Here is a 14,466-nt window from a genome sequence, read left to right on the forward strand (position 1 = left end):
GCTGGCGTCTCAGTGCGGTTGGGACACGCGAATCTGATCACCCTGCGTCTCCACGCGCAGGTTGAAGCCGGTGGCCAACAGACGTGCGAAGGCATCCACACCTGTGGCATCGAAACTGCCGCCCACACGCATGTGGGCCGTTTCCGGATCCATCAGTACCAACTGCTTATCGTTGTAGCGATTGAACTGGGCCGCCACATCCGCCAACGTGGTTTGATCGAACTCCAGGGTGCCATGGCGCCAGCTCAAGGACCGGCGCACCTTGTCCTGAGCGTTGACTGCCACCAGCGTGCCCGCCGGCTTGCTATACAGCAGCCCCCCGCCCTGCACGATCACCGGCGGCCGTCCCGGTTTGGCCACCAGCGGCTCAACGCGCACCTTGCCTTCCAGCACGGCCACTTCCAGGCGTTCGCGTTCCTGCCTGACCGAGAACTTTGTTCCCAGTACCACGACACGATGCTCGCCGGCGTGGATGACGAACGGGTGCGCCGGATCGGGCTTCACATCAAAAAATGCCTCGCCCTTGTCCAGCCACACGTGGCGCAGCGAGGGGTCCACCTGCGCCCGCAGCTGCGTGTGCGTGTTGAGCTCCAGGCGGGAACCGTCCGACAGGGCGATCACCTCCCGGCCGCCAACCTCGGTGCTGTAGCGCGTGCCAGGGCCCCACCCCGTGAGGGTGAACAGCACCGCCAGCATGGCAACGCTCGCGGCAATGGCCCAGCGCATCGGCGCTCGCCAACGGTGTATGCGTGGCGGCTGCACGGCGCGTACCGCCGCCAACCGGTCTGCGCGCGTCCACACCGACTTCAAACGAAGCCAGGCCACACGATGGGCGGTGTCCTGTTCCAGCCAGGCTTGCAGCTGGATCTGGTCCTGTGCAGTCCATTGTGGGGACTCGGCACGGTTGATCCATTGCGCCGCGACCTGTTCGATGTCCTTGTGTGGGCTCATGGCTGCGAACGTTCCTTGTTGAAGCGCCGTGACGGACGCTGGATCTTGCCGGTACCGCCGAGCATGAAGTCGGCCAAGGCCCGCATACCCAACAGGGTCTGACGCTCCACCGTATCTTCGGCGATCCCCAATCGTCCAGCCACTTCGCGCTGGGATAGACCGTAGATCTTGCGAAGCTCCACGATCTGTCGACATTTGTGGGGCAGTTTCTGCAAGCCTTGCTGCAAGCGGCGCAGTTCATCACGGGCGCCTAAGTGTCGCTCCGGCGTGACCTCATCGCTTTGCATGACCGCCTGCTCCACATCGGCCATCGCTTCGATGGAGACAATACGAGAGCGGCGAATGCGATCGATGAGCAAGTTGCGTACGGTGGTCATGACAAAGGGCTTGGTCTGCGCGGGCAAGCCCCGTCGCGCGGCTTCGTAGATGCGTGCGTAAGCCTCCTGCCGAAGATCAGGAATCTCGCTGTCCTCATGTCCATGCCGGCGCAGGAAGGCATGTATCAAGCCTTCCAGGGGCAGGACATGGGATATGAACCACTCATCCAGCGCCGTGGTCACCGGGGTACTCGCTGATTCATCAGGCAGGCTCAAGCACGTCCATTCACTGGGACGAGCGCGGTCAGGAAATCCGGTACGCCGCAAGACCCGCCGGCCTGCTCGGCCGGCGGGCGTTGGGATCAGATCTTGAAATCGTCGTACGCCACCTGGCTGTCGGGTACACCCAGCCGGGTCAGCAGCTCGCGTGTGGCCTTAAGCATGGCCGGCGGTCCGCACAGGTAGAACTCGCAATCGGCCAAGGCCTGGTGGGCCTTGAGCAGGCGGTCATGCGCTACCTCATGCACCAGGCCCCGCAATAGCGCGTCGTCGTTCTGCGCTTCATCCGACAGCACCAAGTGCCAGCTGAAGTTCTCGTGCTGCTGGGCCAGGCGCTCCATCTCCTCGATGTAGGGCGCTTCCTTGAGACTGCGCGCGCCATACCAGAAGTGGATCCGCTCCCCGCCCTGCCCCGCCAACAGCGTCCGAATCATCGCGCGCAGCGGGGCCATGCCAGCGCCGCCGCCGATGAACACTTTCTCCCGTCCGTGAGGCTTGAGCGCAAAGTCGCCGAAGGGGCCGCTGAAGCAGACCCGATCCCCGGGCGAGAGCGTGTACAGGTAGGTTGAGCCCCTGCCAGGAGGATGGCGTTTCTTGTCCGATCGTCCAGGACTGAAGCGGGCCAGCAAGGTCAGTCGCCCCTGTGCCTGATCGACAGGCAAGGCGAGCGAATACGCCCGACGGACCGGTTCGCGGTTGACCAACTTCTCGGGCAGGTCCACGCCCGCCCACTCCTGATGGTGGTGCTCGGGCCGCACGAGCTTGTTCACCGGTACCTCGTAGTTGGGCACATGCACCTGCAAGTAAGCGCCAGGTTGATATTCCGGACCGGGGGCCTCGTCGGGCTTGAGCACGATCTCGCGCAGGAACGGCGTCACTGCCGTGACCTGCTCCACGGTGGCGCCATACTCGGTCCACAGGCTGGCCCCGCCAGCCACCTCGACATCGGTGTCTTCCGTCACGGCCAGATTGCAGGCCAGGCGATAGCCCATCTTGACCTTGCTGGCGCCCAGGTGGGCGCGATCGGCCGCGGTGGCTTTGGGTGCCGCGCCGCGGAAGCGCACCTCGCACAGGCCACAGCTCTGCCCTCCTCCGCAGTTGGACGGCAGTTGCACGCCTTCGCGCGCCAGCGAGACGTAGACGTTGTCGCCTGCCGACGCCCGGACGGTACGCAGCCGTGTCCCATCCGGACCGAATACCGACAACTCGCGGGCCGGACGCCAGCGGCGCGGCACGAACTCGCTCCAATGGAAGCTGGCAAACAGCAGCCAGATACCGGTCAGGGCCAACCACAGACCGCCGATCGCGGCGGTGACCACCAACGGGTTGTTGAAGTTCTTGCGCCCGGTGTAGTCCATGATGTGCAACATCCAGAACACATCGAACAGGCGCCAGGTCTTGTTGCGGTGGTAAAGCACCTCGCCCGTCTGGGCAGACAGGTACACCGTGGTGTCCTGGCCATCGTCGGTATCCACGCGCCACAGTCGGCCTTCGTGATCGCGTACCTCACCACTCCACTCCAACAGGCGCGGTGCTTTCAACGTGCCAGGGCCGGTATAGGAGGCTTGCGCCAGGCGTGTGGCCCAGGCCGCGTCCAAGGCAATGGGTTGGCCGGACACGGCGTTGGCCAAGGTAATGCCCTGGGCATCGGCCAACTGATAGACCGGGGTATCCAGCAACCAGCCCGAACTGACGCGACTGATCTTCTTGTTTCCACCCAGGAAACTGGCCGGCGAGCGGGCATTGGCAGGCCACTCATGGGCCGCATGCTCGTGAGCCTGGAACTCATGGCCCTGCACCTGGTCATGGTCCAGCCAGCTCATCATCACGCCACTGGCCATCCAAAGCAGCAACTGCAGGCCGATGATCAAGCCGACCCATTTGTGCAGCGTTCTCATCCAGGGCGTCATGCTGCGGCCCTCCTGCGAAAGCTGTAGAACAGCAACCAGGCACCGCTGAGCACGAACACCAAGCCAACCGCCGAGGCCACGCGCAACAAGGTGTTGTTGACGTCCGAACGGGCCTCGTAGTCCATGATGTGGAACATCCACAGGAAATCAAACCAGCGCCACAGGCTGTGCCGCCGCGCCAGTAACTCGCCGCTGTAGGGCGAGAAATACAGGGTAGTTTCACCGGCATCGGCGTAGTGCACCGCCCACATGGGAACCGGGCGGGTGGCCACTTCTTGCGGCGCCTGGGTAACCCACTCGACCCGAGCTACGGGTGCCTGGCCCTGATAGACGTCTTTTGCCAAGGCGATCGCCATCTGCTGATCACCTGGGGAGAGCACCTCCCCCGTCGTAGCGTCCAGCAGGTACACCAGATCGCGGGCGTGAATCTCGTAGACATCCCGCTCAAGCAGTCGCTTGAGCTTGACCTGCGTCATGCCCGGATAGCGCCGCTGCAGTTCCTCACCGGACAAGTGAGTGGGTGCCACCAGCGGCTGCTGATGGGCATGGGCCAAGTGATCGCCATGGATGATGTCCAGGGAGATGACCGTCATGTACACGCCACTGATCATCCACAGCAGCGCTTGCACGCCAATGATCAGGCCAATCCATTTGTGGGCCTTGCGTGCCCAGAAAGCCGATTTCATAGTGATCTCGTTCGACAAGAGGACAACGCCTGCTCCCGTCACCAGGACGGGAGCAGGCCAAGCAGGTCTTACCAGTGGTATCCCACGCGGGCATACCAACGACGACCCAGCAGGTCATACGTCATCGTGTCGGTATTGGCGTCGGTGTAGCTCTGGATAAACGGGGCTTTCTTGTCGTACAGGTTGTCGATGCCGAAGGACACATCGAAGGTCTTGTTCGGTGCGTACTTGAGCTGGACATTGTGGTAGGTCACGCTGGGTGCGTGATCACCAATGTCGCCGGGGCTGGCATTGATGTCATCGGCCTTGCCGATGTACTGCAAGCTGTAAGAACCGGACCAGGCTTCGCGTTCCATCGTCAGCGAGGTCAAGGCGCGCCAGTGAGTAAAGCTGCCACGGCCACCGGTGATCTTGCCGGCGTACTCGATCACATCCGCGCCCGGGAACGGCCGCACGTCGTACTGGTCCAGATAGGACACATCCACGCTCAAGGTCGAATCGAACCCAGCAACCGCGAACTCGTACAGACCACCCAGGTCGATGCCCCGTACCCGTTCGTTGGCCGCATTGACCGGCTGGGACGACAGGAAGTCCACTTCACCGGTGATCGGATTGCGGGTGAAGTTGTCATTGCCGCAGAACGGATGCGCCAAGCCCGGGGTGTTGTAGCAGATCGACAGCTTGGTTGAGCCATCGATACGCTGGATCGCGTTGTCGATCTTGATGTTGAAGTAGTCCACCGTCAGCGTCAGTCCCGGCAAGAAGCTCGGCGTCCAGACCGCACCCACGGTCAGGGACTTGGCATCTTCCGGCTCCAGGTCAGGATTGCCGCCGGAGGTGGTCAGGATCGTGTTGCCCGGCTGTACGTAACCTGCCGGCACGCCGTACGCCTGACAGTTCTGACGCACTACCGAATCAGCCGGCAAGCTGCTCCAGCCGCTACAGGGATCGGTCGTGGTCAGGTTGCCCTCGGCTACGCCACCAAACAATTCGGGGATGTTGGGGATACGGAAAGCCGTGGCGTAGTTGGCGCGCACCTTCAAGGACGGCACGATCTGCCAATCCAGGCCCACCTTGTAATTCACGTCTTCGCCGAACAGGTCATAGTCGGAATAGCGCACGGCGGCATTGAGCGTCAGGCTCTCGGCGATCACGCTGTCCTGAAGCAGCGGCACGGCAAACTCGGCGAAGGCTTCCTTGGCCGTGTACTCACCGGCGATCGGATCCTGTTGGTTCGTGTTGGCAATGCCCAGTACCGTCAGCGGATCGGGATCGCGCCAACCACGCTCCTTGCGAACCTCGATGCCAGAGGCAAAGCCCACCCAACCGGCCGGCATCTCGAATAGCTGGCCGCTGATGTTGGCGGTGAAGCTCTTCTGGTCGTTGCCGCCGTTGTCGCGCGTCCTGAACAGGATGTAGTTGAGCACCTCGGGGGTCAGGTCGCCGTAGCCGAGATAGTCACCGCAGGGGATCGCCGCGCCGGGCGTGTTGCTGCACAGCGCGGTGTTGAGCGTGTCATCCACCCGGTCCAGGTTCGCCACATTGGTCGAGCCATCCACACCAGTGTTGCGGCCCCAATTCAGCGCGGCCGACCAGTCCCAGTTCATGCCCAACTGGCCTTCAATGCCCGCGACCACGCGGAAGGTATTGGTTTCCTGGAAGAACTCGCGTGGGCCGGCCTCTTCCAGACGGCGGCGCTGCAGCAGCAGGTCTTGGCCGGTCGGGTTGGTCGGGTGGCCGGCCGCAATATTGATCGGTCGATAGACACCCAGGCTGCCGGGCGTGGCCAACTGGTCGGACTGGCGGTTGGTGAACATCAACTCGGTGAACACGCGCGTGGTTTCATTCACAGTGCTGTCGCCGAACAGGCTGAAGCTCAAACGCTTGATCGGATTGACGGCATTGAGATAGGGATTGCCGTTGTAGTTATGCTTGGCCGCCGAATACGGTTCATAGAAGTCCCCGTCACCATTGGGATCCTGGTTGAAGTTCACGCGCGAGCCGTCGGCTAGCAATGCGCGCCCACCGATGGTGGCCGAGCTGCCCACACATTCGAGTTGCCCGTCGACCTCACCCAAGCCGCACGGTGCGCGTGAGGCCATGTTGACCGCGCCGGTCTCCGAGTAGTTGATGCCGGCCATCAACGAACCGCGGTCTGACGTAATACCCCAGGCGAAATCGAACGACTTTTCTTCGCCATCACTTTCGAAGGTCTGTCCGTACCGCACCGCCGCCTCGGCACCGTCGTAGTTCTTCTTGGTGATGATGTTCACCACACCCGCCACGGCATCGGCACCGTAGATGGCTGAGGCACCGTCCTTGAGGACCTCGATCCGCTCGATCAGCGCTACGGGGATGATGTTCAGGTCCACCGAGCTGTTGGCACCGGTGCCGCCATTGACCACACGACGACCATTGAGCAGAACCAGCGTGCGGTTAATGCCCAAGCCGCGCAGATTGACCTGGGTAGTGCCGTAGCCGTTCTCGGCCCAGTAGGCATTGGACTGGCTGCCGGCAAAACCGGCCGAGGCCGGCAGGCGCTGCAGCAGCGTCTCCACTGAAGTGGCGCCGGAGCGCTCGATGGCTTCGGCATCCACGACGCTGACCGGGCCGACGCCGGAAATCTGGAGCCGCTTGATGTGACTGCCGGTGACCTGGACGGTGTCCAGCGTCTTGGCCGACTCGCTCGTGGCGCCCTGTTCAGCCTGCTGAGCCAGAGCCACCGTGGAAAAACCGGCGCACAGAAGGGCACCGACGGATACCGCCAAAGGATTGCGCTTGAAGTACATGGGTTCTCTCTCCCCCGAAGGGCAATGCATGCGTATGACCCTGGTGCCCCAGACGTGGGGGCCTATGCGACATCAGGGCGTGCGTAGACGTCGCCAATCAATGGCGACCAAGCAGCATTAGCCGATGGGAGGTCGGAACAGCCGGGATACCTGTCGTCGCAGCGGCGGCAACTCAGGCGTAGGTAGGTAGGTGCTCGTCAGGGCGTGCTGGGCGGCAAAGATGACCGGCACACGCCCGGCGAAGAAGGTGAGCACACAGCTGCAGTCGCAGGAGGTGGTGCTGCAGTCGCACTGATGATCGTTCTGATCACCCTGCCCGGCTCGCTTGCCACCGGGAAGAATTTTGTTGCAATCGTTACTAATCTTGGCGCGTTCATTGACACGCGCGCCGCCATGCACCGAGTGGGTGCCATTCACCGCACCTGGGGGAGGAATATGCCGCACGGCCATCCGCGTGGTGGCCTGCGCGCTCAGGATCCCATCCGCGCAGAGCACGAGGATCAGGAACATACGCAGTAGCACGCGAAGCGAAGGCATGAGCGTGTGGCGAACCCGCAGGTTGTCTATACCACAGCAATAGCACGAGGAAATTCTTAGTGTCAACTGCTTGTGCAGTACAGCATCGAAAGTGGTTGGACTGGTTGTATAGACATGTAATGCTTGGGCCATGGACGAACCCAAGCCGCACTACCAGAAGCTCAAGCACTTCATCCTGCGTCACATCACCAACGGCGACTGGCCCGCGCGCAGTCGCGTCCCCAGCGAGAACGAACTGACGGCCAAGTTCGGCTTGTCTCGCATGACAGTGAATCGAGCGCTGCGCGAGTTGACCGATGCCGGCGTACTAACCCGGGTGCAAGGTGTCGGCACGTTCGTCGCCGGCCCCAAGGCCGAATCGGCGATGTTCGAGGTGCGCAATATTCGCGACGAGATTCAGTCACGCGGCCAGACACACTCGGTCCAAGTGCTGATCTGCGAGACGGTCGAGGCGCGCTCCAGTGTGACGACCAACTTCGGCCTGACGCCGGGCACGGAGCTGTTCCACAGTCGCCTGCTCCACCACAGCGATGACAAGCCGGTGCAGTTGGAGGATCGCTTTGTGCAACCCAGCGTGGCGCCGGATTACCTGGACATCGATTTCCACACCGAGATTCCGCATCAGTACTTGATGCGCGTTGCGCCGCTGGAGCGCGCCGAACATGTGATTGAAGCCGAGACGGCCAGCAAGCGTCTGGCTGCGCAACTGAAGATCAACGAAGGCGATCCGTTGCTGGTGCTGACCCGACGTACGTGGTCGCGCGGACAGGTGGCCAGCTTTGTGCGGTTGATTCACCCGGCATCTCGTTACCGCTTTGTGGGCACCTTCCAGGTTGGCGCCCCCCTGACCCCTTGAGGATTTGATGGATACCTTGGAACGCTCCGCTTCCCCTGCGCGCACCGTTCGCGCTCCGATCGGCACCCAGCTGCACTGCAAGAGCTGGCTGACTGAAGCGGCCTACCGCATGATCCAGAACAATCTGGACCCCGATGTTGCCGAGCGCCCGGAAGACCTGGTGGTCTACGGCGGCATCGGTCGTGCTGCGCGCGACTGGAGAAGCTTTGACCGTATCTTGGAAACGTTGCGATCGCTTGAGGATGATGAATCCTTGTTGGTGCAATCGGGAAAACCGGTAGGCGTGTTCCGCACGCATAAGGATGCACCGCGCGTACTGATCGCCAACTCCAACCTGGTGCCCCACTGGGCGACTTGGGAGCATTTCAACGAGCTCGATAAGAAGGGCTTGATGATGTACGGGCAGATGACCGCCGGCAGCTGGATCTACATCGGTAGCCAGGGCATCGTGCAGGGAACCTACGAGACGTTCGTTGAGCTGGGTCGCCAGCACTACGGTGGCAACTGGCAGAACAAGTGGATCCTCACCGCAGGCTTGGGCGGTATGGGCGGCGCGCAAGCATTGGCCGCAACGCTAGCCGGCGCCAGCAGCATCGTGATCGAGTGTCAGGAGTCGCGAATCGATTTTCGCATTCGCACACGCTATGTCGATCACAAGGCCACCTCCATCGAGCAGGCCCTGCAGATCATTGAAAGCAGTCCAGTCCCCGTGTCGGTGGGATTGCTGGGCAATGCGGCCGAATTACTCCCGCAGTTCGTCGCTCTTGCACGCAATGGCGGCGCCCGCCCCCATGCGGTGACCGATCAGACCTCGGCGCATGACCTGATCAACGGGTATCTGCCGTCGGGATGGACGGTGTCGCAGTGGGAGCAGGCCCGGGCCGGCAGCGACGGCCAACGCCGTGAATTGGCGCAGGCCGCGGCCGCCTCGTGCGCCACGCACGTACGCGCCATGCTTGATTTCCACGCGCTGGGCGTGCCGACGATCGACTACGGCAACAACATCCGGCAAGTGGCCCTGGATCAAGGCGTGGACAATGCCTTCGCCTTCCCTGGCTTCGTGCCCGCCTGTATCCGTCCGCTCTTCTGCCGGGGCATGGGGCCTTTCCGATGGGTGGCCCTCAGCGGCGACCCGGAAGATATCTACAAGACCGATGCCAAGGTCAAAGAGCTGTTTCCGGATAACACGCATCTTCACCAGTGGCTGGATCAGGCGCGGGAGCGCATCGCGTTCCAAGGCCTGCCTGCCCGCATTTGCTGGCTGGGTCTGGGCGAGCGACACAAAGCGGCTTTGGCATTCAATGAAATGGTGCGTAACGGCGAATTGAAGGCGCCCATCGTGATTGGGCGTGATCATCTGGATTGTGGCTCGGTCGCCAGCCCCAACCGCGAAACCGAAGGCATGCGTGATGGTTCCGATGCGGTATCGGATTGGCCGCTGCTCAATGCCCTGCTGGCCACCAGTGGCGGCGCCACGTGGGTAAGCCTGCATCACGGAGGCGGCGTGGGCATGGGGTTTTCGCAGCATTCGGGTGTAGTCATCGTCTGCGATGGCACTGAACAAGCCGACCGGCGGCTAGCGCGCGTGCTATGGAACGATCCGGCCACCGGGGTCATGCGCCATGCTGATGCCGGCTACGAGCAAGCATTGGCGTGCGCGCGTGAGCATGAGTTGATCTTGCCGGCCATCCTGGAGTGAGCATCATGCTGAACTTGACGCCTGGCCAAGTGACCTTGGCGCAGCTGCGGCAGATCGCCGAAGGTGCCGCCCCCATCGCACTGGACCCCGCCTGTTGGGATCAGGTGCGCGCCTCTTCCCAAGCCGTCCAGGCCATCGTGGTGGCCGGTGAGCCTGCCTATGGCATCAACACCGGCTTTGGCAAGCTGGCCAAGGTCCACATAGCGCGCGAGCAATTGGAGCAACTGCAGACCAACCTGGTGCGCTCCCATGCCGTTGGCATGGGCCCGCTGCTCGATGACGCCTGCGTACGACTGATCTTCGCCACCAAGATCGCGTCTCTGGCCCGAGGCTACTCGGGCGTACGCGAGCAGACGCTGGCTACGCTAGTGGCGATCTACAACGCACAGATCTGGCCCTGCATTCCTGCCCAAGGCTCAGTAGGCGCCTCCGGCGATCTGGCACCGTTGGCGCACCTGACGTTGGCAGCCATGGGCGAAGGCCACGTGCGGGTTGACGGACAGGTGCTGCCCGCCAGCCAGGCGCTGGAACACGCGGGCATCACCCCGATCCGGCTGGCGGCCAAGGAGGGGCTGGCCCTGCTCAACGGCACGCAGGTATCCACCGGCATTGCATTGATGGCGCTGTTCGCGGCAGAGCAGATCTACTCAGCTGCCGTGTTGAGCGGCGCGATGAGCGTCGATGCCGCCTGCGGCTCTGACTCGCCCTTCGATCCGCGCATCCATGCCGTGCGTGGCCAGCCGGGCCAGATTGTCGTGGCCAAGCACTACCTTCGCCTGCTGGCCGGTAGCGCGATCCGTGAGTCGCATCGTCAGAACGACACGCGTGTGCAGGATCCTTACAGTCTCAGGTGCCAGCCTCAGGTGATGGGGGCCATACGCGACGTGATGCAACATGTGGCACAAGTGTTGTGGACAGAGGCCAACGCGGTCTCTGATAACCCACTGGTCTTCACCGATACCAGCGAAGTGATCTCGGGTGGCAACTTCCACGCCGAGCCCGTGGCCTTTGCTGCGGATCAACTGACCATGGCAGTGTCGGAGATCGGTGCCTTAGCCGAGCGCCGGATTGCCTTGTTGATCGATTCGACTTTGTCAGGTCTGCCCGCATTCCTGGTGGCCAACCCGGGCGTCAATTCAGGTTTCATGATCGCCCACGTGACCGCCGCTGCACTGGCCAGCGAAAACAAAACCCTCTCCCATCCCGCCAGCGTGGATTCTTTGCCGACCTCGGCCAACCAGGAGGACCATGTCAGCATGGCGACCTTCGCCGCGCGCAAGTCTCGCGAGGTGGCCGATAACGTGCGTCGCATCGTGGCCATCGAAATGCTTGCCGCCTGCCAAGGCATCGAGTTCCGACGGCCGCTGCAGTCTTCGCAGGCTTTGGAAGCGGTGCACGCGCAGGTACGCGCCCTGGTACCCCGCTACGACGAGGACCGCTATCTGGCCCCCGAGATGCAGGCCATCGAGGCCTTCATCCAACGAGGGGGGCTGCAACCGTTCCTGGAGTGGCCATTGCAGGAGACGGGCAGGTGAATCCTGCATGGGCGGGGCGCGTGGATCTGCCGTTGTCGGCCGATACCCAGCGCTGGCATCAGGTGGTGGCGTCGGACCCGGATCTTGGCGCTCCTGGCATTGCCCTGCTGGGCTTTGCCAGCGATGAAGGCATTCGTCGCAATGCCGGACGGCCAGGTGCTGCACAAGGGCCCGATGCACTTCGCAGGACGTTGGCCAACCTGCCCGTGCTACAACCCTGCCCTCTTTACGACGCAGGCAATATCGTCTGCGAGGATCGTGCCCTGGAGCTGGCACAGGCCCACTACTCCCAGCGCGCCCAACAACTCTTGGATAGCGGGCATTGGGTCGTCGGCTTAGGCGGAGGTCACGAAATTGGCTATGCCAGCTATGCGGCCCTGTGCGGCCACCTCGGACCATCACCATCGCGAATCGGCATTTTCAACTTCGATGCTCATTTCGATTTACGCGAGCAGGGGTGTGCGAGTTCCGGCACGCCCTTCCTTCAAGCATTGGAGCACGCCCACAGGAGTGCCACGCCGCTCCAGTACCACTGCATTGGCGTCAGTCGCTCCAGCAATACACCGCGCTTGTTCGCTACGGCCGAACGTGAGGGCGCCCACTACATCACCGATGACGCCCTAAACGCGTGGAATTGGCACGCACAAGCGGAAGTGGTGAATCGCTGGTGTGATGCGGTGGACGTAATCTACCTGACCCTGTGCCTGGATGTATTGCCGCAAGCCACTGCTCCGGGTGTGAGCGCGCCTAATCCAAGAGGCGTGAGCCTAGAGGTCGTGGAAGCATTGATGGACTTGATCCTGGCTTCAGGAAAGGTGCGGTTGATGGATGTGGCTGAGCTGTGTCCGCCCTTGGACTTAGATCAAGCTACTGCGCGCATAGCCGCTCGCCTAATCCACCGCGCCTGTAGCGCGGTACGACCGGCGCTCAACAGGAGCGGGCAGCTGAACTCTATGGCTTGAGGCTACCGACTTGTCCTTGCCAACCGATCTAGCGCGGGGCAAGCATCACCCGCGGAGGCTTGGCATTCGTCTACCAATTGTTTCAGCCCGGTCTCCAACAAACGCAAATCTTCAATGCGCTGGCGGACTTCGCTCAACTTCTGTTCCGTCAGCAATCGGGTTTGCTCACACGCGCCCCTGCCCTCGATCTGCAACAAACTAGCTATCTCATCAAGACGGAACCCGGCCGCCTGAGCTCGTCGGATAAATCTAAGCCGGCTAACATCAGCCTCACCATAGCGCCGTACACCGCGTTGTGGACGTTCGGGCTCAGGAAGCAAGCCCCGCCGCTGGTAATAGCGAATCGTCTCGATATGTACATCCGCGGCCTTTGCCAGCCGACCGATGGTCATGGCACTCATGATCACTGCTTGACTCCGTACCATGGTACGGAGAATAACATACTGCCATGAGTCAGCATCGTCCTCCCAAGTCCTTTTTGCCACCTCTTTGGGGCGCGGCGGTTGCCGCTGTTGGCGCGTCAATATGCTGCGTGGTGCCGCTGGTGCTGGTCTTAATGGGAATCAGCGGAGCATGGATCGCTAACCTCACGGCCTTTGACGTCTGGCGCCCTTGGTTGAGCGCGCTCACCATACTTTGCTTGGCTTGGGCGTTTTGGACCCAGTATCGCTCAGGCGCGCAGCGGTGCAGCAATGACGGTGGCTGCACGGATACCCCATCACTAAGGCGCCGCCGTCGTTGGCTCTGGATGGCCGCCAGCGGGATCGTGCTGTTGCTACTCTTTCCCTATTACATTAGCTGGTTCTTGTAAGGAGCACTTTATGCGCGCAATGCTTCTTGGTCTGATCATGACGATCTGGATGTCGGCGGCTTGGGCCATCACACCTCAACGGGTCATGTTGCATGTGGAGAACATGACGTGTCCGGCATGCAGCATTACCATCGAGAAGGCCTTGGACAAGGTGCCTGGGGTAACGTCCACTCAGGTAGACACACGGGCTGGAACAGTGACCGTTATTTTTGATGCGAAAATCGTGGATTCAGCGAGAATAGCAAAGGCGATCACTGACGCCGGTTTTCCAGCGACCATCAAGACAGGATCGGAAAGTGGCTGACATGCAACTGGCCAGCACCTTGACTTGCCCTGTATGCGGTCATCGGGCAACAGAGACCATGTCCACAGACTCATGTCAGTTCTTCTATGAATGCGTGAACTGCAATAAGTTGATTCAGCCCAAAACAGGCGATTGCTGCGTTTTCTGTTCTTACGGCACGGTGCCGTGCCCGCCTATTCAACGGCACAGCTCCTGCTGTTCTGGCGCAGCCTAGCTAACCCCTCCTGGGCGGGGACACCGTTTTACCTAGTCTTTGAGCGGCGCAAGTAGACAGCAGACGTCACCGCGATCAATTGGCGAGAAGTTGCTTCATCTGGGCGATCTCTTGCTTCTGCGAGGTGATGATGTCCAGGCAGAGTCTGGTCAGCTCGGGATCCTTCAGGCGGTTTTCTTCGCACATCAGGATGGCGCCGGCATGATGGGGAATCATAGAGCGGATGAACTGCCGATCAGTCACCGCGGCCTGCGTACGGATTCCCCACCAACAGAACAGCATGAACGCCACGGTCACGCTGGCCAGGATCAGGTTACGCCGACGATCGGGGTACATGCTGGACATGAGCCAAAGCTCGATCAACAGCATCGGCGCAGCCATTAGCCCTGCCATGTAGAGCTGGTTGACGTTGTGATAGACGTTGGCCCACTGATCGACCATGGCATACATCAGGGCGTACATAGCCAGGAACGACAGGGCCATCATCAGCAGCAGGCGACCGTAGTGCCCCTGATGCGTCTGACCGGGACTTCCTTGCGAGGCGTGTTGCCCTAGATGCTGCGTGTGCGTGCTTTCGTGCTTACCGTGCGAAGAAGACATGTCGATCTCCGTGGGA

General features: G+C 61.7%; 15 protein-coding genes. 7 read left to right on the forward strand and 8 right to left on the reverse strand.

Going from position 1 to position 14,466, the window contains the following annotated elements:
- Nucleotides 1-9: 9 nt before the first annotated feature.
- From CSC78_RS10475 to CSC78_RS10500, 6 genes are all read right to left on the reverse strand, one after another.
- Nucleotides 10-951, reverse strand: coding sequence for a FecR family protein (locus tag CSC78_RS10475; RefSeq protein WP_052756063.1), 942 nt, complete (start codon nt 949-951; stop codon nt 10-12).
- Nucleotides 948-1,544 (reverse strand): RNA polymerase sigma factor, encoded by a 597-nt coding sequence (locus CSC78_RS10480; RefSeq protein WP_200909222.1) that lies wholly within the window; start codon nt 1,542-1,544, stop codon nt 948-950. The genes CSC78_RS10475 and CSC78_RS10480 overlap by 4 nt, the downstream gene beginning before the upstream one ends.
- Nucleotides 1,545-1,630: 86 nt before the next feature.
- Nucleotides 1,631-3,457 (reverse strand): PepSY domain-containing protein, encoded by a 1,827-nt coding sequence (locus CSC78_RS10485; protein WP_046937801.1) that lies wholly within the window; start codon nt 3,455-3,457, stop codon nt 1,631-1,633.
- Entirely contained in the window at nt 3,454-4,143 is a 690-nt protein-coding gene (locus CSC78_RS10490) for a PepSY domain-containing protein (protein ID WP_046932627.1), read from the reverse strand. The genes CSC78_RS10485 and CSC78_RS10490 overlap by 4 nt, the downstream gene beginning before the upstream one ends.
- 68 nt (nt 4,144-4,211) lie before the next feature.
- Entirely contained in the window at nt 4,212-6,932 is a 2,721-nt protein-coding gene (locus tag CSC78_RS10495; protein ID WP_046934786.1) for a TonB-dependent receptor, read from the reverse strand.
- A 117-nt stretch (nt 6,933-7,049) separates the two neighbouring features.
- Nucleotides 7,050-7,601 (reverse strand): CopL family metal-binding regulatory protein, encoded by a 552-nt coding sequence (locus CSC78_RS10500; RefSeq protein ID WP_152667173.1) that lies wholly within the window; start codon nt 7,599-7,601, stop codon nt 7,050-7,052.
- On the opposite strand from CSC78_RS10500, the gene hutC reads away from it, so the two are divergent.
- Genes hutC through hutG form a run of 4 tightly spaced genes read left to right on the forward strand, consistent with a single transcriptional unit; the run spans nt 7,600 to nt 12,521 of the window.
- Complete coding sequence (hutC, locus tag CSC78_RS10505; RefSeq protein WP_046934788.1) at nt 7,600-8,325, forward strand: histidine utilization repressor; 726 nt, start codon at nt 7,600-7,602, stop codon at nt 8,323-8,325. The genes CSC78_RS10500 and hutC overlap by 2 nt on opposite strands.
- 7 nt (nt 8,326-8,332) lie before the next feature.
- A complete protein-coding gene (hutU, locus tag CSC78_RS10510; RefSeq protein ID WP_046934789.1) occupies nt 8,333-10,024 on the forward strand; it encodes a urocanate hydratase in 1,692 nt (563 codons plus the stop codon).
- Entirely contained in the window at nt 10,021-11,559 is a 1,539-nt protein-coding gene (hutH, locus tag CSC78_RS10515) for a histidine ammonia-lyase (RefSeq protein ID WP_202924162.1), read from the forward strand. The genes hutU and hutH overlap by 4 nt, the downstream gene beginning before the upstream one ends.
- Nucleotides 11,556-12,521 carry a formimidoylglutamase gene (gene hutG, locus CSC78_RS10520; protein WP_046934806.1) on the forward strand — a complete coding sequence of 322 codons (966 nt, stop codon included), beginning with the start codon at nt 11,556-11,558 and terminating at the stop codon, nt 12,519-12,521. Before hutH ends, hutG begins: the two co-directional genes overlap by 4 nt.
- Nucleotides 12,522-12,523: 2 nt before the next feature.
- Here hutG and CSC78_RS10525 read toward each other — a convergent pair whose 3' ends face one another.
- Nucleotides 12,524-12,922: a MerR family transcriptional regulator gene (locus CSC78_RS10525; RefSeq protein WP_080955572.1), complete on the reverse strand. Its 399-nt coding sequence runs from the start codon at nt 12,920-12,922 to the stop codon at nt 12,524-12,526.
- 47 nt (nt 12,923-12,969) lie between these two features.
- Between CSC78_RS10525 and CSC78_RS10530 the strand changes: the two genes are divergently transcribed.
- From CSC78_RS10530 to CSC78_RS19035, 3 genes are read left to right on the forward strand one after another with little or no spacing between them, the layout of a single operon-like run.
- Nucleotides 12,970-13,332: a mercuric transporter MerT family protein gene (locus tag CSC78_RS10530; protein WP_046934791.1), complete on the forward strand. Its 363-nt coding sequence runs from the start codon at nt 12,970-12,972 to the stop codon at nt 13,330-13,332.
- A 10-nt stretch (nt 13,333-13,342) separates the two neighbouring features.
- On the forward strand, nt 13,343-13,636 hold the full coding sequence (locus CSC78_RS10535; protein ID WP_046934792.1) for a heavy-metal-associated domain-containing protein: 294 nt from the start codon (nt 13,343-13,345) through the stop codon (nt 13,634-13,636).
- 1 nt (nt 13,637) lies between these two features.
- Nucleotides 13,638-13,850 carry a GDCCVxC domain-containing (seleno)protein gene (locus tag CSC78_RS19035; protein WP_080955569.1) on the forward strand — a complete coding sequence of 71 codons (213 nt, stop codon included), beginning with the start codon at nt 13,638-13,640 and terminating at the stop codon, nt 13,848-13,850.
- Nucleotides 13,851-13,925: 75 nt separating this feature from the next.
- On the opposite strand, the gene CSC78_RS10540 is transcribed toward CSC78_RS19035, so the two are convergent.
- On the reverse strand, nt 13,926-14,450 hold the full coding sequence (locus CSC78_RS10540) for a DUF305 domain-containing protein (protein WP_046934793.1): 525 nt from the start codon (nt 14,448-14,450) through the stop codon (nt 13,926-13,928).
- Between the last annotated feature and the right edge of the window lie 16 nt (nt 14,451-14,466).

Origin of the sequence: Pseudoxanthomonas japonensis, assembly GCF_010093445.1 — a bacterium.
GTDB lineage: Bacteria > Pseudomonadota > Gammaproteobacteria > Xanthomonadales > Xanthomonadaceae > Pseudoxanthomonas_A > Pseudoxanthomonas_A japonensis.